The 23,546-nt window shown below is 42.4% G+C and carries 27 protein-coding genes and 1 other RNA gene; 23 read left to right on the forward strand and 5 right to left on the reverse strand.

Annotated elements, in window-relative coordinates; genetic code table 11:
• Nucleotides 1–24: 24 nt before the first annotated feature.
• From gpsB to E4663_RS06150, 4 genes are all read left to right on the forward strand, one after another.
• Nucleotides 25–339 (forward strand): cell division regulator GpsB, encoded by a 315-nt coding sequence (gene gpsB / locus E4663_RS06135; RefSeq protein ID WP_079479998.1) that lies wholly within the window; start codon nt 25–27, stop codon nt 337–339.
• Nucleotides 340–415: 76 nt separating this feature from the next.
• An RNA gene (gene rnpB, locus E4663_RS06140) (RNase P RNA component class B) lies at nt 416–789 on the forward strand.
• A 103-nt stretch (nt 790–892) separates the two neighbouring features.
• Entirely contained in the window at nt 893–2,056 is a 1,164-nt protein-coding gene (locus E4663_RS06145; RefSeq protein WP_079479999.1) for a THUMP domain-containing class I SAM-dependent RNA methyltransferase, read from the forward strand.
• Nucleotides 2,057–2,071: 15 nt separating this feature from the next.
• Nucleotides 2,072–3,565: a carboxypeptidase M32 gene (locus E4663_RS06150; RefSeq protein ID WP_135326964.1), complete on the forward strand. Its 1,494-nt coding sequence runs from the start codon at nt 2,072–2,074 to the stop codon at nt 3,563–3,565.
• Between the two features lie 99 nt (nt 3,566–3,664).
• Here E4663_RS06150 and E4663_RS06155 read toward each other — a convergent pair whose 3' ends face one another.
• The gene (locus tag E4663_RS06155) at nt 3,665–4,210 is read right to left on the reverse strand and encodes a hypothetical protein (RefSeq protein ID WP_135326965.1); all 546 of its coding nucleotides are present in this window, start codon (nt 4,208–4,210) and stop codon (nt 3,665–3,667) included.
• A gap of 132 nt (nt 4,211–4,342) precedes the next feature.
• Between E4663_RS06155 and E4663_RS06160 the strand changes: the two genes are divergently transcribed.
• Nucleotides 4,343–5,110 (forward strand): SDR family NAD(P)-dependent oxidoreductase, encoded by a 768-nt coding sequence (locus E4663_RS06160; protein WP_079480002.1) that lies wholly within the window; start codon nt 4,343–4,345, stop codon nt 5,108–5,110.
• Between the two features lie 30 nt (nt 5,111–5,140).
• On the opposite strand, the gene E4663_RS06165 is transcribed toward E4663_RS06160, so the two are convergent.
• Complete coding sequence (locus E4663_RS06165) at nt 5,141–5,602, reverse strand: chemotaxis protein CheX (protein WP_135326966.1); 462 nt, start codon at nt 5,600–5,602, stop codon at nt 5,141–5,143.
• 116 nt (nt 5,603–5,718) lie between these two features.
• On the opposite strand from E4663_RS06165, the gene E4663_RS06170 reads away from it, so the two are divergent.
• From E4663_RS06170 to E4663_RS06180, 3 genes are all read left to right on the forward strand, one after another.
• Nucleotides 5,719–6,801, forward strand: coding sequence for a type III polyketide synthase (locus E4663_RS06170; RefSeq protein WP_079480004.1), 1,083 nt, complete (start codon nt 5,719–5,721; stop codon nt 6,799–6,801).
• Entirely contained in the window at nt 6,801–7,310 is a 510-nt protein-coding gene (locus E4663_RS06175; RefSeq protein WP_135326967.1) for an isoprenylcysteine carboxyl methyltransferase family protein, read from the forward strand. Before E4663_RS06170 ends, E4663_RS06175 begins: the two co-directional genes overlap by 1 nt.
• A gap of 378 nt (nt 7,311–7,688) precedes the next feature.
• Nucleotides 7,689–7,982, forward strand: coding sequence for a DUF6123 family protein (locus tag E4663_RS06180; protein WP_079480006.1), 294 nt, complete (start codon nt 7,689–7,691; stop codon nt 7,980–7,982).
• A 22-nt stretch (nt 7,983–8,004) separates the two neighbouring features.
• Here the strand turns inward: E4663_RS06180 and E4663_RS06185 are convergent, their stop codons facing one another.
• From E4663_RS06185 to E4663_RS06195, 3 genes are all read right to left on the reverse strand, one after another.
• Nucleotides 8,005–8,409: a ribonuclease HI family protein gene (locus E4663_RS06185; RefSeq protein WP_135326968.1), complete on the reverse strand. Its 405-nt coding sequence runs from the start codon at nt 8,407–8,409 to the stop codon at nt 8,005–8,007.
• A 14-nt stretch (nt 8,410–8,423) separates the two neighbouring features.
• On the reverse strand, nt 8,424–9,104 hold the full coding sequence (locus E4663_RS06190; protein WP_079480008.1) for a queuosine precursor transporter: 681 nt from the start codon (nt 9,102–9,104) through the stop codon (nt 8,424–8,426).
• A gap of 137 nt (nt 9,105–9,241) precedes the next feature.
• Complete coding sequence (locus tag E4663_RS06195) at nt 9,242–9,442, reverse strand: cold-shock protein (protein ID WP_079480009.1); 201 nt, start codon at nt 9,440–9,442, stop codon at nt 9,242–9,244.
• A 297-nt stretch (nt 9,443–9,739) separates the two neighbouring features.
• On the opposite strand from E4663_RS06195, the gene E4663_RS06200 reads away from it, so the two are divergent.
• The 15 genes from E4663_RS06200 to msrB all read left to right on the forward strand — a co-directional run bounded on the left by E4663_RS06200 (nt 9,740) and on the right by msrB (nt 23,482).
• On the forward strand, nt 9,740–11,410 hold the full coding sequence (locus E4663_RS06200; protein ID WP_135326969.1) for a formate--tetrahydrofolate ligase: 1,671 nt from the start codon (nt 9,740–9,742) through the stop codon (nt 11,408–11,410).
• A gap of 97 nt (nt 11,411–11,507) precedes the next feature.
• Nucleotides 11,508–12,362: a DUF72 domain-containing protein gene (locus E4663_RS06205; RefSeq protein WP_079480011.1), complete on the forward strand. Its 855-nt coding sequence runs from the start codon at nt 11,508–11,510 to the stop codon at nt 12,360–12,362.
• Between the two features lie 9 nt (nt 12,363–12,371).
• Nucleotides 12,372–12,968 (forward strand): HD domain-containing protein, encoded by a 597-nt coding sequence (locus E4663_RS06210; protein WP_135326970.1) that lies wholly within the window; start codon nt 12,372–12,374, stop codon nt 12,966–12,968.
• 11 nt (nt 12,969–12,979) lie between these two features.
• Nucleotides 12,980–13,939 carry a thymidylate synthase gene (locus E4663_RS06215; RefSeq protein WP_135326971.1) on the forward strand — a complete coding sequence of 320 codons (960 nt, stop codon included), beginning with the start codon at nt 12,980–12,982 and terminating at the stop codon, nt 13,937–13,939.
• A 20-nt stretch (nt 13,940–13,959) separates the two neighbouring features.
• Complete coding sequence (locus tag E4663_RS06220; protein WP_079480014.1) at nt 13,960–14,454, forward strand: dihydrofolate reductase; 495 nt, start codon at nt 13,960–13,962, stop codon at nt 14,452–14,454.
• Nucleotides 14,451–15,050: a molybdenum cofactor guanylyltransferase gene (gene mobA / locus E4663_RS06225; RefSeq protein WP_135326972.1), complete on the forward strand. Its 600-nt coding sequence runs from the start codon at nt 14,451–14,453 to the stop codon at nt 15,048–15,050. Before E4663_RS06220 ends, mobA begins: the two co-directional genes overlap by 4 nt.
• 71 nt (nt 15,051–15,121) lie before the next feature.
• Nucleotides 15,122–15,295, forward strand: coding sequence for a twin-arginine translocase TatA/TatE family subunit (locus E4663_RS06230; RefSeq protein WP_079480016.1), 174 nt, complete (start codon nt 15,122–15,124; stop codon nt 15,293–15,295).
• 33 nt (nt 15,296–15,328) lie between these two features.
• A complete protein-coding gene (gene tatA, locus E4663_RS06235) occupies nt 15,329–15,514 on the forward strand; it encodes a twin-arginine translocase TatA/TatE family subunit (protein WP_079480017.1) in 186 nt (61 codons plus the stop codon).
• Between the two features lie 110 nt (nt 15,515–15,624).
• Nucleotides 15,625–16,347 carry a twin-arginine translocase subunit TatC gene (tatC, locus tag E4663_RS06240; protein WP_079480896.1) on the forward strand — a complete coding sequence of 241 codons (723 nt, stop codon included), beginning with the start codon at nt 15,625–15,627 and terminating at the stop codon, nt 16,345–16,347.
• A 119-nt stretch (nt 16,348–16,466) separates the two neighbouring features.
• Nucleotides 16,467–16,685 (forward strand): YozE family protein, encoded by a 219-nt coding sequence (locus tag E4663_RS06245; protein WP_079480018.1) that lies wholly within the window; start codon nt 16,467–16,469, stop codon nt 16,683–16,685.
• A gap of 18 nt (nt 16,686–16,703) precedes the next feature.
• Nucleotides 16,704–17,858 carry an exonuclease SbcCD subunit D gene (locus E4663_RS06250; protein ID WP_135326973.1) on the forward strand — a complete coding sequence of 385 codons (1,155 nt, stop codon included), beginning with the start codon at nt 16,704–16,706 and terminating at the stop codon, nt 17,856–17,858.
• Between the two features lies 1 nt (nt 17,859).
• On the forward strand, nt 17,860–20,976 hold the full coding sequence (locus E4663_RS06255) for an AAA family ATPase (RefSeq protein ID WP_135326974.1): 3,117 nt from the start codon (nt 17,860–17,862) through the stop codon (nt 20,974–20,976).
• A gap of 117 nt (nt 20,977–21,093) precedes the next feature.
• Nucleotides 21,094–21,762: a uracil-DNA glycosylase gene (locus tag E4663_RS06260; protein WP_079480021.1), complete on the forward strand. Its 669-nt coding sequence runs from the start codon at nt 21,094–21,096 to the stop codon at nt 21,760–21,762.
• 68 nt (nt 21,763–21,830) lie between these two features.
• On the forward strand, nt 21,831–22,394 hold the full coding sequence (gene vrrA / locus E4663_RS06265; protein WP_079480022.1) for a VrrA/YqfQ family protein: 564 nt from the start codon (nt 21,831–21,833) through the stop codon (nt 22,392–22,394).
• Between the two features lie 128 nt (nt 22,395–22,522).
• A complete protein-coding gene (gene msrB, locus E4663_RS06270) occupies nt 22,523–23,482 on the forward strand; it encodes a peptide-methionine (R)-S-oxide reductase MsrB (RefSeq protein ID WP_079480023.1) in 960 nt (319 codons plus the stop codon).
• The last annotated feature ends 64 nt before the right edge of the window (nt 23,483–23,546 follow it).

Genomic DNA, 23,546 nt, shown 5'->3' on the forward strand with positions numbered 1-23,546 from the left:
ATGTGGCAGACAGAGGTGATGAAAATGAGTGAAGAACGTTTTCAACTGACAAGTAAAGAGATTTTAGAAAAAGATTTCAAAACGTCTATGCGTGGTTATAACCAGGAAGAAGTGGATGAGTACCTAGATTTGATCATTCAGGACTATGATCGGTTCACCCAGGAATTGGAGAGACTTCAACAAGAAAATGAACGTCTTAGGAAAAACACTTCCAGAGAAATGCCTACAAGGACGCAAAACACGAATACGAACACAAACAATCATCAAGTAAACTATGATATTTTGAAACGTGTATCGAATTTGGAAAAAGCCGTATTTGGAAAGAAATACGCAGATTAACGTAATTTTCTTTGTGACAAACGATCTTAGAACTGCTATACTATACGAGTGCGTTTAAAGAACGTTTGCAAATTGAATACTTGGGTAATCGCTGTATGACTTTATCATACAGAGGAAAGTCCATGCTCACACAAGCTGAGATGCTTGTAGTGTTCGTGCCTGACGAAACCATAAGTCAGGGTAGCAATAGCTAACGGCAGGGAAAATTCCTACGTCTTCATGATATGGAATGAATACCTTGAAAGTGCCACAGTGACGGAGCCAAAATAGAAATATTTTGGGTGGAACGAGGTAAACCCCACGAGTGAGCAACCCAAATATAGGTAGGGGCACTCTTCTATGGGAAATGAACCGATGAAGAGGTCGTTTATCGACAGATAGATGATTACCACCGGAGTACGAGGTTGACCGCCGCTTGCAGTACAATGGAACAGAACATGGCTTACAAAGTATTCAATGGTCATTTTATCAATGAAACTATACCCTCCTGAAAAGTCTTGCTTTTTAGGAGGGTTTTTTATGAATACATATCTTATCGAGGTGGAGGGTTATCATGTCTAATAAAGTAACATTGATTGCAACTGCTGCCATGGGGCTTGAGTCAATCGTAGCGAATGAGGTTAAAGCGCTCGGCTATGAAGATCTTCAAGTGGAAAACGGAAGAGTCATTTTCACGGCAGATGTCTCGGCAATCCCGAGGACCAATCTATGGTTAAGAACAGCTGATCGTGTGAAGTTATTGGTAGGAAGGTTCAAGGCGACGAGCTTTGATCAATTGTTTGAAGAGACGAAGGCATTGCCTTGGGAAGCTTTTATATCAGAAGATGGAGAATTTCCGGTCGTTGGTAAATCTGTAAAGTCAAAACTTTACAGTGTGCCGGATTGTCAATCTATTGTGAAGAAAGCCATTGTGGAACGGTTGAAGAAAAAATACGGCATTGCTTCCTGGTTAAAAGAGACGGGTGCTTTTTACCGGGTAGAAGTAGCTATCCATAAAGATGAAGCGGTCCTGACTATTGACACATCTGGAACTGGTCTTCATAAACGCGGTTATAGAATTGGACAAGGGGAAGCACCTTTGAAAGAGACTTTGGCTGCAGCGCTCGTACAGGTTACGAATTGGAAGCCGGATGAACCGTTTGTAGATCCTTTCTGTGGATCTGGCACGATTGCCATTGAAGCGGCTTTGATCGGACAAAATATCGCGCCTGGATTTAACAGGGAATTCGCTTCTGAGAATTGGGGTTTCATCCCTCAAAAGGTTTGGGACGAAGCATTCCGTGAGGCGGAAGAACATGCGAATTATGATCAACCTCTTGATATCACCGGTTCTGATCTTGATCCGGAAATGATTAAAGTGGCAGAAAGAAACGCACTAGAAGCAGGGCTAGGTGATTTGGTCACTTGGAAACAAATGCAAGTCTCCGATTTCAAACCGAAGAAGGAGAACGGATACGTTGTGACGAACCCTCCTTATGGGGAAAGATTGAATGAAAAGCCTGAAGTAGAAAAAATGTATCGTGATTTAGGAACCATCATGCGAGATGATCCTTCTTGGAGTGTATATGTATTAACATCGCACGAAGGGTTTGAAAGTCTGTACGGTAAGAAAGCTACGAAGAAAAGAAAGCTTTTCAACGGCTTTATCAAGACAGATTATTATCAGTATTTCGGGAAGAAAATACGATCTACCCCCACACACAATAAAGGTTTCTAATAAGGAGGACTATGTATGTCACAATCTAAGTTAGACCAGTTTAAATCCCTTTTGAAAGAGCAGGCGTCTTATAGTGAGGCGATTGCCCTCATGGGGTGGGATATGCGTACGAAAGCTCCGAAAAAAGGCATTGAACACCGTTCAGAGGTGCTTGGAGTACTTTCGCAAAAAGTGCACGAGATTCAGACTTCAGAAGAGATGAAAAGTTGTATCGATGAGTTAAAAGCCAGCGACTTGGATGACGTGATGAAGCGTTCTGTCGAAGAAGCGGAAGAAACGTATGATAAAACTGCAAAGATTCCGGTAGAGGAATACCGAGCATATGTAACCCTGCAGTCTAAAGCAGAATCGATGTGGGAGGAAGCGAAGAACCAAAATGACTTCGATAGTTTCCGCCCGTACTTAGAAGAGCTTGTCGAATACAACCGTCGTTTCGCTGATTATTGGGGCTATGAAAACCATAGATATGATGCGCTATTACATAACTTCGAACCCGGTGTAACGGTCGAAGTTTTAGATGAAGTATTCCCTAAAGTTCGCAAATCTTTAACCGCACTACTGGAAAAGGTACAACAAGCTCCCAATCAACCTGATCCCTCCGTCTTGGAAGGTCATTTTCCAAAAGAGAAGCAAGAGCGGTTCAGTGAAGAAATACTCAGTCGTATGGGGTACGATTTCGACGCGGGTAGGTTGGATGAAACCGTACACCCTTTTGCGATAGGGCTGAATACAAATGACGTTCGCGTAACGACTAAATACGATGAAAAAGACTTCCGCACGGCTATCTTCGGTACGATTCACGAAGGTGGACATGCATTGTATGAGCAAAACATAGACGAAAGTTTAGCGTTCACCCCACTTGCAGATGGAACGTCGATGGGGATCCATGAGTCTCAGTCACTTTTCTGGGAAAACTTCATCGCACGAACAGAAGCTTTCTGGGAAAACCATTATGACCTGTTCAAATCATATGCACCGAATTCTTTTGAAAATCTTCCGTTGGATGATTTTTATCGAGCGATAAACGAAGTGAAACCATCATTCATCCGTATTGAAGCAGATGAGCTGACGTATTGCCTGCATATCATGGTCCGATATGAACTGGAAAAGGCTTTGATCGGCGGCGAGATCGAAGTAGCTGACTTGCCAACCTTATGGAATGAAAAGATGAAAGAATACTTTGGAATAGAGCCACCTACTGACGCTGAAGGCGTTCTGCAGGATATTCACTGGGCTGGTGGGGCATTCGGTTATTTCCCTTCCTATGCTCTTGGGTATATGTATGCTGCTCAGTTTGCCAATCAGATGCAGAAAGAGATAGACGTAGAGGAACATATCAAGAATGGAGATTTCCAGCCGATTAAAGCGTGGTTAACAGAACACATTCATCAGTATGGCAAGATGAAAAAACCGCTTGAAATCGTCAAGGATGTAACAGGGGAAGGGTTGAATCCTGATTACATCGTTGCTTATTTAACGGAGAAATACCAAACGATTTATAAATTCTAATAAAGAGAAGACCCCCCTAAATCATGTTGATTAAGGGGGGTCTTTGTAAAGAAAGTCAAGGAAGAGGTGTCGTTCTCTATACCTGAACTTTAAGTGATATTATGATAACTCTTTCATCATATCTGGTGCCAGCAGGCCAACCTCTTCATATAGTGCGCCTAGTTGGTCAATGAATTGAGTGAATTGTTCTTCTGCTTTCGTAAAGTCTGCTTCTTCTGGTGTTTCTTCAAGTACATTCGCTACTTCTTCGTAGTATGCTTGTAGGGAAGCAAGAGACTCCGTCACTTGTGATGTCACGTTATCCGGTAGGTCAGTTTCAACTGTGTAGTTAGCTGCAGTGTCTGCTGCTTCTTTAGCAGCCGTTTTTGCTTCTTCTGCTGCAGATTTAATCGCTTCTTGATCTGGTTCTTCTGCAGATACAGCCTCTTGGTACGTTGTGATTTTTGCTTGATGACCTTTGAATGTATCTTTAATGTTCATTTGAGTAGCCAGAAGTTCTTTTTTTGTTGTTGCTTCATCTTGTGTTGATTCATTTTCTTTTTCTTCAGTTTTTGAGGAATCGTCTCCGTTTGAGGATGAGTCGCTGCCGCATCCAGCAAGGACAAGAGCGCTTGTGATTCCTAGTGCTAATAGCCATTTTTTCATGTTAATGGTCCCCCTTCTAATTTCATACCTTTATCATTCTAGTGTAAGCGCATCCGGATGTAAATCAATCTGGGAAAATTTATAAAATGCTGAAAATTTCCTTAAATCGGACAATTCAAAGGAGGAATACATATGTATCTACCAAGCTTTTCTTTAACTGATCAATTAGCTGTCGTGACAGGTGGCACAAAAGGAATTGGAAGAGCTATCAGTTTGGCTTTTGCTGAAGCTGGAGCAGATGTGGTTGTTATTGCAAGACACCATTCAGATCTACAAGCGGTAAAGGAAGACATTGAAGCGCTCGGTAGGAATGCCTACACGATTGAGAAAGATATCGTCGAGTATGAGGAGATCAAGCGCGAAGTTGACTCGGTTCGCGGCGAAAGAGGAATCGATATATGGGTGAACAATGCAGGTATGAATATTCGAAGTGAAGCAGAGCATGTCACGGAAGCAGAATGGGATCAGATCATCAATACAAATATGAAGAGTGCTTTTTTTCTTTCTCAATATGCCGGTTCTGTCATGAAAGAAAAAGGAAAAGGGAAAATCATCAATATTTCTTCTGTAGGCGGCCACGTTGCGCTTAGGACAGGTGTGGTTTATGCCATGACGAAAAGTGCTCTCATTCAAATGACTAAAAACCTTGCTTTGGAGTGGGGGCCTTCCCAAATTAATGTAAATGCCATCGGTCCATGGTATTTCCCTACTTCCTTAACAGAAAAGCTCCTTGAAGATGAGGAATATGTCCAGTCCATTCTTGATAGAACACCACTCAAACGGATTGGAACGTTACAAGAGTTGACTGGCGCGGCTGTATTTCTTGCCTCGGACGCTGGCAATTATATGACGGGTCAAACATTACTTGTAGACGGGGGCATGACTATCTACGGATTCTAATAGGTATACAAAAAGCATGTAGCTTTGAGGCTACATGCTTTTTTTGTCAATCATTAATATCAATTTTAATTGATGGTCATCCTGTAGGGTGAGAGGAACATGAAAGGCGAGGTCGAAACCGCGGATACTAGATTCACCTTGAATGACAGTAGGAGGGGTGATATCAATTGAAATACTGCGCTCTGACACTTTTGTGGAGAGATGGCCGGCAATCATATTGGCGAGTTCCCCTGTGAAGGAGTAAAGCATCTCTCCTTCTAGTGGCATTCCGAACATTTTTTCCCCTACGTAACCAAAGCTTGTGTGACTTCCATCAATCAGTAATCTTCCCGTTAAATCACCAGTCATCCCAATCAGAACGCCTAGTCCATTTTGTTGGATCGGTTCTTCAGATCTGCTTGGCCGATCGATGGATAATTCAAATGGGAGTATGGAATGGACAGAGTCAAGACTTCCATTGAGGACTTCTGTGATAGATTGACTATTGGACACTATGTAACCCTCCTAATAAGCATACCATTGACTTAGGTTAATCATACCACATAATTCGACATGAACCGGGATAAATTCTTTGATTTTATACAGAATAAAGAAAAAGGAGGATTACGATGCCTTATATTCTTTCTTCTGGAGTGAAAGAAGCGGAATACTCTTTCAGCCAGCCTGCCGTTCAAGAATTAGTCTATAAACTTTTCCCGTTGAAAGATCATGAGAAGAAGAGACTGCTTCCTATTTTTGAGAATGCTCAGATAACAAGCCGCCAATTTGCAGCTGGTTTGGACTGGTTCAACAAACCTCATGGATTGGCGGAACGAAACCACATCTATATGGAAAAAGCAGTGGAATATGCCAAATCTGCGGTTGAGTCCTGTTTATCACATTCCTCGTTCATGTCGCATTCCGTTGCTCCAGAAGAAATAGATCATATAATCTTTGTATCTTCTACTGGCATAGCAACACCTACTGTAGATACGTATTTGATCAACGACTTGAAATTTAAGGACTCAATAAAAAGAACTCCATTGTTCGGTCTCGGTTGTGCAGGTGGAACGAGTGGTGTTTCTCGTGCGTATGAATGGCTGAAAGGACACCCAGGACAAAATGTGCTGGTCGTATGTGTTGAGTTATGCAGCTTGACCTTTCAAGTAGAGGATAGAAGAGTTTCAAATTTTGTAGGAACTGCCCTTTTTGGAGATGGAGCTTCTGCGGTACTGATGGCTGGAGACGAATCTCCACTTTTGAAAAATGCTAAGGCACCAATAAGGCTAGGGGAGACAAGCTCACGAATTCGAAGGGACAGTATGGATGTCATGGGTTGGAGAGTAGTAGACACAGGGTTTGAGGTCATCTTTAATAAGAGTATCCCCCGCCTAGTCAAGGATTTTTGGAGTCACCATATGCGTGATGCCTTAAACGAGAAAAACTGGACAACAGATAATCTCGCCTTCGTCGTGGCACATCCTGGAGGGAGGAAGGTGCTTGAAGCCTATCAAGATCTATTTCAACTGTCAGATGAAGCTTTGAAGCATTCTCGTAACGTACTCGCACGTCATGGCAACATGTCTTCGCCAACTGTACATTTTGTTCTGCACGATGCCATGCTCGATCGACCAGAGCGAGGCACAAAATCAATGATGACTTCTTTAGGGCCTGGATTCAGTTCAGAGATAGTCAGTTTGGAGTGGGTATAATGGATTGGCTATTGATCGGTTTGTTCAGTTTTCTGATTTTTCAGCGGCTCAGCGAACTTGCCATAGCAAAATCAAATAAGAAGTGGATGCTGGAAAGAGGAGGACGAGAAATTGGTCAAGAACACTACTTTCTCTTTATCCTTTTGCATACATTATTCTTTGTATCGATTTTAGTCGAGTTCAGTTTAACGGATTTTAGCTGGTCTTACGTCACGTGGATTGCCTTAACCTTTTTTTCGGTTCTGCAGTTGTTGCGAATTTACTGTATAGCTACGCTCGGCAGGAGGTGGAACACTCGAATTATCATAATTCCTGAAGAAAAACCTATCCAAAAAGGCTTATATCGATTTATGAGTCATCCTAATTACACCATTGTATTCTTTGAATTGATAGCAATACCATTGTTGTTCCACGCTTATATAACCGCTGTAATATTCCCTGTTTTCCACCTTCTCATTTTAAGAATAAGAATACCTGCTGAAAATCGGGCACTAAAGGAAAGAGTTTAGGAAGCACAGGGTCTTGTTCTTAGGATAGGGGTTTGCTATAATCTAATTAGAAATGAAAATCATTTTCAGTTAGAAGGTGAAGGAACGTGATGTTACTTATCTTTACTGTCGTTCTCGTATATAGCGTGCTGACCGTTTTCCTTTTGGCAAAATTGGGTTCTGCCCCTGCTCAATCTGTCGTGGCAGCCTTTACTGGGAAGGGCAGGATATCCGAATATCAAAAAAGACAGGCATACGAACAGAAGATTTCAACCAGATGACCTTCATCTGGTTGTTTTTTTGTTATACTATGGACATAGTTGATGTCGAGATTAGTAGAATAATGACGATACATATATGTAAGCATAGTTCGAACCTTGCGAGGATAAGGAGCGTCTTATGGAGAATGAGTTTGCACTAGCATATTTTTTAGAGGATCTATGGTCGAAAGGCTTCAAACTGCAGGATGAGGATATACGATTCATATACTTCGGTAAAAACTCAACGAATGCAACAGAATGGAAAACAATTATTGCTGTGAGAGTAACACTCAAGTATCAGCACGAATTTGATCCGAGTTTCTTTATAGGGGTCTTAGAGCATATTGCAAAGCCTAGCATCATAACAAAAAGACAAGTGTACCGGTCACTGGAGGAGCGAGGACTGAAGACGAAAAAGAAATTGCGCAGATAATAACCAAAAAAGCCCAAGAACTTTAGTTCTTGGGCTTTTTTGGCTGATGAAGCTTCTTTTTCGCAAGAAGGTCCGCTTGTTTATTCTGTTTTTCCGGAATCCATTTGTAGAAAACCATTGGGAAGCTTTCCTCAAGTACTTTGATAGAGTATAGATAAGATTGGAAAGACTTGTTTTTAGTGTACCCTTGATCTAGAGCTTCTACGACTGTTTTGGAATCAGAACGAATCGAGATGATATCTCCAAAATACTTTTCCTTACATAACTCTAATGCTTTCTCAACAGCCAGAAACTCTGCATCATGGTTAGAGTATTCGCCGAGATAGAAGGAATGTTCAGTAAAAGAACTGCCTTCCTTTATTATGATGCCACAGGCAGCAGGGCCCGGGTCGCCACTGGCAGCTGCATCTGTAAATACGGTAATCAATTGGAAACACCCCTTTAGAGGACAGTCTTATTCCACCGTTTCGCTACGTACAAGAACGGTGTATCAAGTGCTGCAACTACAAACTTTATTAAATAAGTCGTGAAGAAAATTTCGAGCCAAACGTCGACAGGGTATAGTCCGTAGAATGCTATACCACAGAATATGGCGGTATCAACCAACTGACTTACCATCGTACTTCCGTTGTTACGAATCCATAGCGTCTTGTCAGAAGTGAATACCCTTTTCAGCCGTGCATAAAGCCATACATCGAAATACTGACTAATAATATATGCTGTGAGGCTGCCAATAGCAATGGAGGGTACAATACCGAACAGTGTTTCTAATGCAGGCTGGGCTATATCATTTTCACCTGGCGTGAACTGCAACGCAAACTGCATGATCAAAGTTAGAAGAATGAGTGTTGAGAAGCCCATCCAAACAGCTTTTCGAGCTTCCTTCTTCCCGTATTTCTCATTAAGGATATCGGTAGCTAAGAAGGCGGTACCGTACAAAATATTCCCAAGCGTTGCATTCAGACCGAACATCTCTACCGTTTTTACCACTTGGATATTCGCTACGACGGTAGACATTCCGATCCAAACAAAAAGACCTGATTTTCCGAACAATCGATACATAGTCAATAATAATCCGAAATTTATAAGAGCAAAAACAATCCATAACCATTCGTTACTCATGTCCAAACCTCCTTTCAAAGTAGAATGAACAGCAGTCTATTATAAGTGGTAAATGCTATTTTTTCAAGATAGGGGAAGATGAAGAAAACTAAAAAAAGCGGCAATCCAACTTAATGGATTGCCGCTTCAGGTTTCATTTATTTTTTCTCAACGTTAGCCGCTTGTGGGCCACGGTCGCCTTCTACGATTTCAAATGTTACTTCTTGTCCTTCTTCAAGAGACTTGAAACCTTCTTCTTGGATTGCGGAGAAGTGTACGAATACATCGTTTCCGCCCTCAACTTGAATAAAGCCATAACCTTTTTCTGCGTTGAACCATTTTACTGTACCGTTTTGCATGATATGATTCCTCCTAAAAACTTTCACGTGTAACGTGTGAATTACAAATAGGTAGCGGAAAACCCATAAAAAATCCCATAGAGGCTGCGGAATCTAAACACCGGGAGCTTCTATGGGAACTACTGTCATTTATGATTCCGATCTACTTATTTGCTTATTTCAAATAATATCGTATTCTATGGCTATCGTCAACAAATGAGCGGCATTTTTCTAGGGTGAATATGTGCATCGTTATCTGCATTGGGAGAGGATGTCATGTACAATAGATAAAGAAAGAATTGTAAAGGAGTTGGAATGATGAAAACGGATATTGAAATCGCTTTAGAAGCTGATATGAAGCCAATCGAAGAAATTGCAGGACAATTGAATCTCGACCGAGATGATTGGGAGCCTTATGGACATTATAAAGCCAAGCTGTCCGACCAGTTATTGAATAAATTATCGGATCGCCCGAGCGGGAAAATCATCTTGACTACATCGATCAATCCGACGCCTGCAGGTGAGGGTAAGTCGACCGTCACAGTCGGACTAGGACAAGCTTTGAATCAATTGGATCAAAAAGCGGTCATTGCCTTAAGAGAGCCATCCCTTGGACCGACTATGGGAATCAAGGGTGGTGCCTGTGGAGGTGGTTATTCGCAAGTGGTACCGATGGATGAGATCAACCTTCACTTTACAGGCGACATTCATGCCATCACGACCGCGAACAACGCTCTCTCTGCTTTTATTGATAACCACATTCATCAAGGAAATGAATTGAACATAGACCCGCGTCGTATTGAATGGAAGAGAGCGCTGGATATAAATGATAGGGCGCTGAGAGAGGTTGTCGTAGGACTTGGAGGACCCGTGAAAGGAATTCCTAGGGAAGATCAATTCACGATTACGGTAGCTTCTGAAATAATGGCTGTATTGTGTCTTGCCAGTGGCTTACAGGATCTAAAGAGCCGCCTCTCCCGTATGGTGGTAGCCTATACATTCGACAGAAAGCCAGTAACGGTTGAACAGCTGGGATATGAAGGAGCACTGACCTTATTATTGAAGGATGCCATGAAGCCTAATCTCGTACAGACTTTGGAAAACACTCCAGCTGTGATTCACGGTGGCCCTTTTGCCAATATCGCTCATGGTTGTAATAGTTTGATGGCTACCCAGATTGCTTCAAAGCTTGGAGACTATGTGGTTACTGAATCGGGATTCGGTGCAGATCTTGGAGCTGAGAAATTCCTTGATATCAAAACGAGAGCAGGAGGGTTCGAACCTGATGCTGTCGTTGTAGTTGCTACGATACGAGCATTGAAAATGCATGGAGGCGTTAATAAAAAGGAATTGGAAGCAGAAAATCTTGCTGCATTAGAAAAAGGAATGGAGAATTTGAAGAAACATATCGAGACAATCGAGCAATTCAACCTTCCTTACGTTGTAGCAGTCAACCAATTCCCTAAAGATACAGAGGCTGAGACGGAGTTTCTATTAGATTGGTGTAAACAGGAGGGGGCACCTGTTTCTCTTGTAAAAGTATTTGCTGAAGGAGGAAGTGGAGGAATCCATCTTGCAAAACAAGTCATGGAAGCCTGTGAATCCAAACAAGGATCCTTACAGTATACGTATGATTTAGATGATTCAATTGAAGTGAAAATAGAAAAGATCGTTACGAAAGTGTATGGAGGAGAGGCTGTAGAGTTTTCTTCCAAAGCGCAAAAACAGTTGAAACAATTCGAGGAGCTAGGTTACGGACAGCTCCCTATATGCATGGCTAAAACGCAATATTCATTATCTGATGACCCGACAGCATTAGGACGCCCGCAAGGCTTCACTATTACTGTTCAAGAGTTGAGAGCTTCAGTTGGAGCCGGTTTTCTTGTTGCTCTTACGGGTGATGTCATGACGATGCCTGGACTTCCAAAGAAGCCTGCAGCATTGAATATGGATGTAACAGAAGAAGGGGTCATAAAAGGTCTGTTCTAAGTTCTTACCTCTTAGGTTCCTGTGAACTATATTTTCACAGGAACCATTTTGTTTGGTAAACTAACAGAAAGATTGAGTAAAGAAAGGGGGCATAGCATTGAGTATTCAAATTGGATTAACGGGATGGAGTGATCATGCCGATTTGTATGCAGAGAGTTCCAGATCACAAGATAAGTTATCCGATTACGCTTCTCATTTTCCGGTTGTTGAAGTAGATACCGCTTTCTATGCCATCCAGCCTCCAACCCATTATGAAAAATGGGTGGCACAAACCCCGTCCTCTTTTTCCTTTATAGTGAAAGCTTTTAACGGATTAACGGGACATGACAGGGAGTCAAGAACGATACAGGAAGCAAAAGATCTAGTGAAAGCTTACGAAGAATCCATTCAACCCGTTGTCGAGAAAGGGAAGCTGAACGCATTGTTGTTTCAGTTTCCACCATGGTTTGATGTGAATAAACAGCATATTAAAAAGCTCAGGCTTTTAAGAGAATGGTTGCGTGACTATCCGATGGCGCTGGAATTCCGTAACCGAACCTGGTTTCAGAACGGGAACCTGGAGAAGACGATCGAGTTTATGAGGGAAGAAGAATGGATTCATACGATATGCGATGAACCTCAAGCTGGAATTGGCTCTGTTCCGAGAGTATTGGAAACGACTCACCCTGAAAAAACATTAGTGCGTTTTCACGGAAGAAATATTCACGGATGGAACAAGAATGGTAGAAAAGATTGGCGGAAAGTTCGCTTTCTATATAATTATAATGAAGAAGAACTAACGGAGTGGGCAGAACGCATCCATGAACTAAAGAAGCAGACCCCGCACATCACCCTGTTATTCAATAATAACTCCGGTGGAGATGCTGCCGCTAACGCAAAGAAGATGCAGTCTCTATTAAATATCCAGTACAATGATCTAAATCCAAGGCAAATGGACTTATTTCAATTTTGAGGAGGAGCTATGGACCAAGAGCATGTCATTAAGCAAGCGCACGAGTATATAGAACCCTTTTTCGAAGAAGATGTGACCGGTCACGGCGTCGATCATATGAAGCGAGTCGCGCTTTGGGCTAAACGACTCGCAATACAAGAGGAGGAATCCCCTTTTTTAGCAGAACTTGCAGGACTCCTTCACGACCTAGATGATGCGAAGTTAAGTTCTAATACGCAAAGGGCAAAAGCAGACCGGAAGGCTAAATTGCAGGCGTGGGGATTATCCAAGGAAAATTGTGATAGAATCGAGAATGCTATTGAAACAGTTTCGTTCCAGAAGGGAAGGATTCCTCAAACGATGCTTGGTAAAGTGTTGCAGGATGCGGATCGATTGGACGCGATCGGAGCCGTCGGGATTGCCCGGACATTTGCCTTCGGAGGGGCTAAAGGGCAAAAGATACATAGTAAGGATGATGGGGAAAAAACATCCATCTCGCATTTTCACGAAAAACTTCTGCATATTAAAGAGAAGATGAACACAGATACCGGAAGGAAAGAAGCAGAATATAGACATAAGACAATTGAACGTTTCCTAGTAGAATTCGAAAGGGAAACGATGGTTTAGGAGGAACTAATATGAGTCAGAATGAGCAACAGTATTTAGATTTATGCCACCATGTTCTTGAGAATGGTGCCTATAAAGGAGACCGCACAGGAACCGGAACGTATTCTGTATTCGGGTATCAGATGAGGTTCTCCTTACAAGAAGGCTTCCCGCTTTTGACAACAAAACGGATTCCGTTTCGATTAATCGCAAGTGAACTGCTGTGGTTTATCAAAGGAGATACGAACATTCGTTATTTGTTACAGCATAATAATAACATCTGGAATGAGTGGGCGTTTCAGAATTGGATCAATAGTGAAGAATATAAAGGACCAGACATGACAGATTTCGGACGCCGGAGCCAAAAAGACGAAAAGTTTAAAGAAATATATGATGAACAGATGTCCTTGTTTAAACAAAACATATTAGAAGACGATGCTTTTGCTTCTAAATATGGTGATCTCGGAGCAGTTTACGGAAAACAGTGGAGAGCGTGGAAGACGTCACAGGGAGATATTATCGATCAATTGCAACAAGTCATCCAGACTATCAAAGAGAATCCGGACTCCCGTCGTCATATAGTAACTGCTTGGAACCCAGAAGATGTTCCTTCAAACATGGCCCTTCCCCCTTGTCACACAATGTTCCAATTTTACGTTGCTGATGACAAGCTATCTTGTCAATTATACCAAAGAAGTGCTGATATTTTCCTTGGCGTTCCTTTTAACATAGCTAGCTACGCCTTGCTGACCCATCTTATTGCACACGAATGTGGACTTGAAGTAGGGGAGTTCATTCATACGTTAGGTGATGCACATATTTATAGTAATCACTTAGAACAAGTGAAGACTCAATTATCACGAACAATGCAACCTTTACCACAACTGAACATTGATTCGAAAGTCGAAAGTGTGTTTGATGTGGAGATGGAGGATATCGAGTTAGAAGGCTACGATCCACACCCAGGAATTAAAGCTCCCGTTGCTGTCTGAATTTTTAGGAGGTAGAAGAGATGATTTCGTTTATTTTTGCAATGGATAAGAATCGATTGATCGGAAAAGACAATGATTTACCATGGCACATTCCGAATGACTTTAAGTTTTTCAAAGACATGACGATCGGTAAGACGATCATTATGGGACGGAAAACGTTTGAATCTTTCGGCAAACCCTTGCCAGAAAGAGAGCACATCGTTATTACTTCGAACAAGGAATATAATAGAGAGGGATGTACCATCATCCACTCCATTGATGAAATTCTGGAAATGGAGAACAATCAGCCGGACAAAGAGTGGTTCGTCATCGGTGGAACGGTTTTATTCGAGAAGATGCTGCCTTATGCGGACCGGATGTACCTGACATACATCGATCATGAATTCGAAGGTGACACACACTTCCCTGAATTCGAAGAGAGCCAGTGGAAAATGGTCTCGGAAACGAAAGGGGAAAAGAACGAGCAAAATCCATACGACTACTATTTCCGTATCTATGAAAGACCGGTATCATGACTCCGGCCGGACTAATACTAGCAGGTGGAGGTTCCACACGAATGGGGCAGGATAAGGCTGGACTGCCTCTTGGAGATAAAACAGTTCTTCGCCTAATTTACGAGCAACTCAACAAAGTGACTAGTCACGTGGTAGTAAATAGCAATGTGGAGCGGAATGGTTATGAAAATGTGTCTGATGTAATTCAGGATGGCGGACCACTCGCAGGCATTCATGCGGGGCTCCTTCATACAGAAGCGGACTGGCTAGTCGTCTCTGCCTGCGATACGCCGTTTATCTCTAAAGAAGTATATGAAGTATTACTACAGTCAAAGGGGCCGAACACCCAGGTGGTTGTTCCTTATTATCAAGGTAGGCACCAACCCACTTCAGCTATATTTCATCAAAGCTGTCTCGCTCCTCTTGAGCGAATCTTGCAAGAAGGGGAGCGTAAGGTGAGTCGGTTGTTCGACGAGGTACAGGTTCAACCCGTCGTGAGATATGGAAGTGTACCAGCCCCCATTCTTGAAGAGCATTTCTTTAACATGAATACACTTCAGGATTACGAAGAAGCTAAACAGATGTTAAAAACTTCCCAAGCCCGAAGACATTTATAAGGAAACATGATATGATGAGAATGTAATACTTAGACTAACTTGCGATTATTTCGTATAAAGGCGGTGAAACCATGCTGTCAAGTATCGGCATCCCTGGCTTAATACTTATCTTGACGATTGCCCTCGTTATATTCGGACCTAAGAAGCTTCCAGAGATCGGTAAAGCGGCTGGTCAAACGTTGAAAGAGTTCAAGAACTCTGCTCGTGACTTAACTGAAGACCATGATGAAAAGAAGAAAAACTAGTGGACAACCCCACTGAAAATGGAGTGATCGACCATGTTATCAAGCATCGGTGTACCAGGTCTTATCTTGATTTTGATTATCGCTCTTGTCATATTCGGACCTTCTAAACTTCCTGAAATAGGGAAGGCGTTCGGCAGCTCTTTGAAAGAGTTTAAGAAGGCAACGGGTGACATTATGTCAGATGAGGACAAGGCTGATAACAAGGATAAGAATCAATAAAATAAATAACAAAGGTGTAAGGGGGCTTCCTCTTACATCTTCTTTGTGTCAGGCGGAGACGTGCCTGGAGGTGTATAGTAGTGTCAGATGAAGTATCAAGAGATGTAGAAATGAATGTTACGGATCATTTGCAAGAACTTCGCAAACGTATAATTTGGACACTCGTCTTTTTTATCGGATTCTTCATTGTAGGTCTTGTCTATTATGAAGATATAAGCGGTTTCTTTATTGATGATGTATCGTTCCAATTAAATATGACGAGTCCAGGAGAAATTATCTGGATTGTATTTACCATAGCTAGTATTGTCGCGATTATTGGAACGCTACCCGTTCTGAGCCTGCAAGTATGGCTATTTGTGAAACCTGCCTTAACTCCGAAAGAAACACGGGTTTCGCTTTCTTATATTCCCGCCATATTCTTTTTGTTCCTTTTGGGGCTTACATTCGGATATGTCGTATTCATTCAGTTTATTCTGCCATTTTTACTTAACTTGAATAATGGGGTCTTCAATGAACTGTTTACGGTGGAACGCTATTTCCGATTCTTATTCCGGGTGACGATTCCATTTGCTGTATTGTTCGAGATTCCGATCATTGTTATGTTTTTGACAAGTTTAGGGATAGTGAATCCGATGTTCTTAGTAAAGGTGAGAAAGTATGCCTACTTCATATTAGTGATCATCGGGACAATCATTTCTCCACCTGATTTTATTCTGCAGCTTGTCGTTGCTGTGCCTTTGATTATCTTATATGAAGTCAGTATAGTTTTATCTAGAATTGTTTATCGTAGGAAGTTGAAGGCCCATAGAGAGTTTATGGAAGAAGAAGATTGAACCTAGAAGAATCCCTCTATGCTGGGGGATTCTTTTTTTATAAGGACGGACAATTCTTTTGAATGACAGAAGGATCCGTGGTAAAAAAGAAGTATCACTAATGAGAAGGAGAAGATCGCATGCGTTCGTTTTATCACTATATGATGAGATTTAGAGGAAATAAAGAAATGGATGATGAAAAACAGTTGGCAGAATGGATGTTCAAGGACCATAGTTTTCCGAAGCAATCGAAATCGTACGATGAAATCAGTCGCTATTTGGAGTGGAATGCTCCGTTCCCATCGGCATTATCCGCCTTTGATCGACTCTACGAATCTTATCAGGTTGAGGAAGGCTAAATAGAAAGGAAGAGGCTTATGAAACTATTACATACAGCAGACTGGCACTTGGGAAAAATCGTGCACAACGTTCATATGACAGAGGACCAAAAAGGCATGCTTGAACAATTCATGCAAATTGTAAGGCGTGAAGAGCCAGATGTCGTTATTATCGCAGGAGATCTTTATGATCGCTCCATTCCTCCGAAACAGGCGGTAGAGTTATTGAACGATACCTTTACAGAATTGGTCAACGATATCCAAGTTCCTGTCCTTGCGATATCCGGTAATCACGACAGCCCTGATCGTCTCCAATTTGGTACGAGCCTTTTCAGAAATCAGGGGCTGTTCTTGGATACAAAACTTAGAAAAAATCGTGAAGCTGTAACGTTATATGATGATCATGGCCCTGTTCATTTTCACCTGATCCCATATGTAGAGCCTGCCGAGGTAGCATACGCATTCGAGGATGATTCTATAAAAACACACCAGCAAGCTGCGGAAAGGATCGTCGAAGATATTCGAGAGCGTTACTCTAGTGATGAACGTCACGTCTGGGTAGGGCACGCCTTTCTTGCCGGTGGTATGGAGTCTGAATCAGAAGAGCGACTTTCTATGATCGGTGGTAGTCCATATGTGGATGCAAGACTGTATCATGACTTCACCTATGTGGCTCTTGGCCACCTTCACCAGCCGCAACGCGTTACGAAAGATACGATTCGTTACAGTGGTTCTCTCCTCAAATATTCTTTTTCAGAAGCTAACCATAAGAAATCTGTAGCAGCCATTCAACTAGATAACTCAGGTGTGGCCTCAATTGAGCAAATTCCGCTTACTCCTGAGCGAGATTTTGAAGTCGTCGAGGGCTATTTTGAAGAGTTGCTTGGAGGAGAGGCAGCGGATAACCCTTCCAATTACCTGCATGTTCGGCTGCTGGACGATGGTCAGCTGCTCGACCCAATGGGGAAATTGAGAAAAGTGTATCCGAATGTCCTCCACTTAGAGAGAGTCCAATTGCATGCCAAGTCAAATTTAGAAGAGCTTGAGCAGGTAAAAGAGAGGCAGAAACGGTCACCCGAGGAGCTGTTCCAATCCTTTTATGAAGACATGAAAGGTGAAGAAATGCCTGAAAATCGAAAAGAGATACTAGAAGAAGCAATTCAACAATTACGGGAGTCTGAAAGGGGGAAATGATATGCGAGCCTTGACGTTGACGATGAATGCTTTCGGACCATATCGGGAGAAACAAGTCGTGGATTTTTCAGCGCTTGGAGATGAATCGATCTTTCTGATTACTGGTCCGACCGGTGCAGGGAAAACGACAATTTTTGATGCTATGTGTTTTGCTTTGTATGGAAGAGCGAGTGGCAGTGATCGTGATCAAGATTCCATGCGCAGTCATTTTGCAGATGAAGATGAAACGACGTATGTTGATTTCCAATTTGAACTGAGAAATAGACAATACAGGATTGTAAGAATGCCCAAGCAAAGACGTAAGAAAGAACGTGGAGAAGGCTATAAAGAAGATCCTGCTAGAAGTGATTTGTATATGGTAACAGATGGTGAAGAGAAGTTGCTCGCTACTAAGATCAAAGAAGTGAATGAACAGATTGAGGATATATTAGGGCTTGATTATGAGCAGTTCAGAAAGATGATTATGATTCCTCAAGGCGAGTTTCGTAGATTGATATCTGAGAACAGTAAAGAGCGCGAAGAAATTCTTCAAAGGATATTCAAAACGCATTTCTATGCGGATCTAACCGATTATTTTAAAAAAGAGAGTTCAGAATTGAAAACTGAAATGAATCAGTTCGAATGGAAAATCGATCAGGAGCTGTCTAAGGCTCATTGGGGGATGGACCTTCCAGAAGACCCGAGTTCGCTGCAACCGGAAGAATATTTGGAACTGCTCTCTGCAAGACTTAATAGCCAACAAGCTCTAATCGAAGAACAAAAAGAACAAGTGAAAGAGCAGTCTAATAAAGTAGAAAAACAGCAAGAAGCCTATCAGGAAGCTAAACACCTCGATTCTCTTTTTCAAACGAAACAGAAATTAGAGAAGGAGAATGGAGAGCTTACCGAAGATAAAGAACGAATCAAAGAAAAGGGATTACAGCTGAAAAGCGCACAGGAAGCACAAGAGGTACAGCCTTTTGAACACCAGTGGAAAGAGAAAAAGCAAGAACTAGAGCGTCTGCAGCACTCCCTTTCTGCCAAGAGGAAAGAAAAAGAAGATATACAAGTTGCTTATAGGAAGGCGGAAGCAGAGTTCGAAAAAGAGAAGAACCGAGAAGATGAACGGCAGACCTTCAAAAAGCAGTGGGAGGAGCGGCAACTAGAGAAGGAAAGACTGAAAGAGTATATAGAACAGAAGAAGAAGTTCGAAGCCTCTCAAAAACAAATGGATGAACTTGAAAAGCAATTGAAAAAACAGCAAGAACAAAAACAGAAAGTAATGGGAGAAAAAGATCAACTGGTCTCTCAAGTGAAAGAGCAGCGAGCGATAGCGAACCGACTATATGAATGGAAAAGCAAGTTGAGCGAAACACAGGAAGAGCTGCAGAAACTGACCCGTCTTCAAAAAGAGTCGAATAAATTAACAGAACTTAGACAGACTTATCACACCTTTATGACTTCTTACAAACAAATCCAACAGGAAGAACAGAAGATGAGAGGGCAGTATGAAGAAGCATTGGAAGAGATAAGATCTCATCATGCCTATACTTTGTCAAGGGAGTTATCAGCGGACAGTGCTTGTCCTGTCTGTGGGTCTTTGCATCACCCTTCCCCTGCAGCAAAGCCTTCTACTGTGCCGGATGACCATCAGTTGGATGAGCTTAAAGGTAGAATGGAAGCTGCTTATGCACGATTCCAAAAGTCACAAGGAAAACTTGTAGAGGTGAAAGCAGAAGGTGAGTCACAGCGTCAGTTAGTAGATGCCTTGAAACAAGATATCACTTCAAAGGATACAGAACTGAGTGAACGTATGATAACTACTTGGATTCGGGAATCTATGACGGAAAAAGAAAAGCACGAACGGGAATTGGAGCGGATTCAGAAGGAAAGAAACCGTTTAGAGGCAAATGAAAGAAAACTGGAGGAACTGGATCAACAAGATCAGTCGTTAGCAGAAAGCATCGAACATACTAGGTCCAAATTCGCCTCGTTAAAAGAATCAACTGTTCGTGAAGAAACGCAGTTGAATCAGTTACTTGAACAGGGTCAAATGGATACTATAGATCCTAGGGAATTGGATAATAAAATCATCCAAGCCAAGAAGACTTATGAACATGCTGTCTCTCTTTGGGAGGATATTTACGCGCGTTATCATCAGCTCCGTGATCAACTGCAGCAAATTCAAGCATCAGAAAAAGAAATAAAGAACTATGTAGATCAAACAGAAGAGACCGTAAAAAGCACAAGAGAATCATTTGATCAAACGTTTGACCAATCTGCATTCGCTTCATACGAAGACTATCAAAATGCAGTTCTGACCAAGCCTGAAATGCAGCAAATCATAGAAGAAATTGATAGCTTCAGGACGAAGCAGGCAAGTATAGAGGGACGCTTAAATGACATTTATGAACAATTACAAGGAAAAGAGCGACCTGATCTGACGGTTTTACTTGAGAAACTGGAGGAAGAAAAACATAACTTAGCAGAGTTACAGCAACGACTGAACGAACAAACGGTTATGTATCAACAAAACGAGTCGGTCCACATTCAGATTAAAGGGTTGCTGGAAGACCAGGGGACGCTTGCTAAGAAGTATTATGACATTGCAGAACTTGCAGCACTTGCTAGAGGCGACAACACTTTGCGTTTATCACTCGAACGGTACGTGCTGGCTGCATTTCTTGATGAGATCCTCGTTCAAGCGAATATGCGACTTGATCAAATGACAGATCACCGCTATCAATTGGTTCGCAGTGATGAAATTGCGAAGAGAGGGGCACAAAGCGGCCTCGATCTTGAGGTAATTGATCATCATACCGGGCAGAAGCGGTCTGTTCGAACATTGTCCGGTGGAGAAGGTTTCAAAGCTTCCTTAAGCCTCGCTCTAGGAATGGCAGACGTCGTTCAAGCCCATGCAGGAGGCGTGCAACTTGATACACTCCTTATAGATGAAGGCTTTGGTACACTTGATGATATTTCCTTGGAACAGGCGATCGATTGTTTGAGGGGTCTTCAGGATGGTAATAGAATGCTCGGTATTATTTCCCACGTGGCACAACTGAAAGAAGAAATACCTGCCAAATTACAAATTGAATCTGGTCCACAAGGTTCAACTGTACAATTTACCTTTCAATAAGTGAGAATCCGGCATCATATTTCAAAAACAGACCACTGTAAAATGGTGGGCTTGTCATCTCCTGCGCTTGCCCGGGAAATAGTGGAGGATTACCGGAAATCTAAGGAGAGTGAAAATATGAAACAATTCGATAACGACTGGGCTCAGATTCTTGAGCCTGAATTTGAAAAAGATTACTATCAAGAGTTACGGGAATCATTGAAAAAAGAATTTAGTTCCCACACCATTTATCCACCAATGGAACAAATCTTTGCAGCTTTGGATCATACTTCCTATGAGGGAACCAAGGTTGTAATCATCGGCCAAGATCCTTATCATGGGCCTCACCAAGCGCATGGTTTCAGTTTTAGTGTGCAGACAGATGTCCCTATTCCTCCTTCGCTTAGAAATATATATAAAGAGTTGAACAGCGATTTGGGTATTACACCACCTGCCCATGGTAATTTAACGGCATGGGCAAAAAAAGGTGTGCTGCTTCTAAACAATGTACTCACAGTCAGAGCACATAAGGCACACTCCCATCAAGGGTTAGGTTGGGAGAGGTTCACTGACGCTGTTATTCATGCATTGAACAGAAGAGAGCGTCCTGTTGTATTTATTCTTTGGGGAAGGCATGCACAGAAGAAAGGAAAAGATATTGATACAGAAAAACACCTTGTCATTGAGTCCCCACACCCAAGCCCCTTAGCAGCGCATCGAGGCTTCTTTGGTAGTGAGCCATTTTCAAGGTCCAATCAATTTTTGAAAGAAATGGGAGAAGTGCCGGTTGATTGGCAACTAGACTGACATCCAGCCCAAACCAGAATCAAATTAGGGCATATGCTACAGTATTCCAGATATACGGAGGGATTTAGATGTTTCCTATAGGGCAACCACCCTTTCCTCCCGGCGGTTCTTTTCCAGGTTTGCAACAAGCGTTTAACCCAGGAATACAACAGGCACTCACCCCAGGACTTGCGCGTTCATTTTCTCCATTGATGAATCAGGCAGCTCAGACAGGTGCAAGGGCACTCGGTGTACCGGGGTTTGCACCGGCTGGCTTTCCATCAGCAGGATTTTCTATCCCGGGGCTTGCTGGCGGAGCGAATGCAGGTTCTCAAGTAGCGAATGCGGCAGCAGGAGCGGCAAAAACCGGGGGAGTCGGCTGGCTTTCTCACATGCAAACTGCACTTAAGGCAATGCAGAGCGCAGCGCCGATGGTCCAGCAGTATGGGCCGATGATGAAAAACATTCCTGCAATGATCAATATGATGAAAATCATGAATGCACCAGATGATGATGAAGAAGAGAATGAGAGTAAATCATCTACTGAAGAGGAATCTTCTTTCAATTGGGAATCCTCCTCATCTAAGGAAGAGAGCGTTGCAGAGAAGAAAGTTAAACGTCAAGGTACATCACAGCCAAGATTATACATCTAAGGCTGTGCATGTGGCTTGATTTTTTTTATTGAATCCTAAAGAATAGGAGAAAGGCTCTACTTAAGCTGAGTCTTGATTCAAAAGGACGTCCATTTGTGATGGATTGAACTTGAGGAGGAAATGCAGACATGGATAAATCATTACAACTTGCTACGTTTGCAGGAGGATGCTTTTGGTGTATGGTCGAACCATTCGATGAGCGACCAGGTATAGAAAGCGTTGTTTCAGGCTACACAGGTGGACACACAGAGAACCCGACCTACATGCAGGTGATAACGGAAACGACAGGTCACAAAGAGGCTGTTCAAATCGAGTATGATCCTGAGAAGTTTCCTTATGAACGGCTGGTGGAATTGTTCTGGCAGCAGATCGACCCTACAGATGCCGGGGGGCAGTTTGCCGATCGAGGGGAATCTTATACAACCGCCATTTACTATCATAATGAAGAGCAACGTGTCATTGCAGAAGAAAGCAAGAAGCGCTTGCAGGAATCCGGTATTTTCAAAGCCCCAATCGTGACATCGATCCTTCCTGCCGAAACGTTTTATCCGGCAGAGGATAAACATCAGGATTATTATAAGAAAAATGCTTTCCACTATAAACGTTACAAGAAAGGTTCCGGAAGAGCAGATTTCATTAATGATCATTGGAAAATGAATAAGAATAAAGAAGAATTGAAAAAGCAACTGACTGACATTCAGTACAAAGTGACACAGGAGAACGCTACTGAGCGACCATTCGCCAATGAGTTCCATGATCATGAAGAAGAAGGAATCTACGTAGATATCGTCTCCAAAGAACCTTTATTCAGTTCAAAAGAGAAGTATGACGCTGGCTGCGGATGGCCGAGCTTTACGAAGCCGATAGAAAAACAGCAAGTGGAAGAGGAAATGGATACTACCCACGGGATGATACGCACGGAGGTACGTAGTCGACAGGCTGATTCCCATTTAGGGCACGTATTCGAGGATGGACCGAAAGACCAAGGAGGACTACGCTACTGTATAAACTCAGCTGCGCTTGAGTTTATCCCGAAAGAAGAAATGGAAGATCGAGGATACGGGTATCTATCCTACTTGTTCAAGTAATCAAAAGAGGGGTCACTCCCCTCTTTTTTTAATGCCTTACAGTACTTGGTTTATTATATTACAT

The sequence above is a fragment of the Halobacillus salinus genome, from assembly GCF_004684905.1.
GTDB classification, from domain to species: domain Bacteria; phylum Bacillota; class Bacilli; order Bacillales; family Halobacillaceae; genus Halobacillus; species Halobacillus salinus.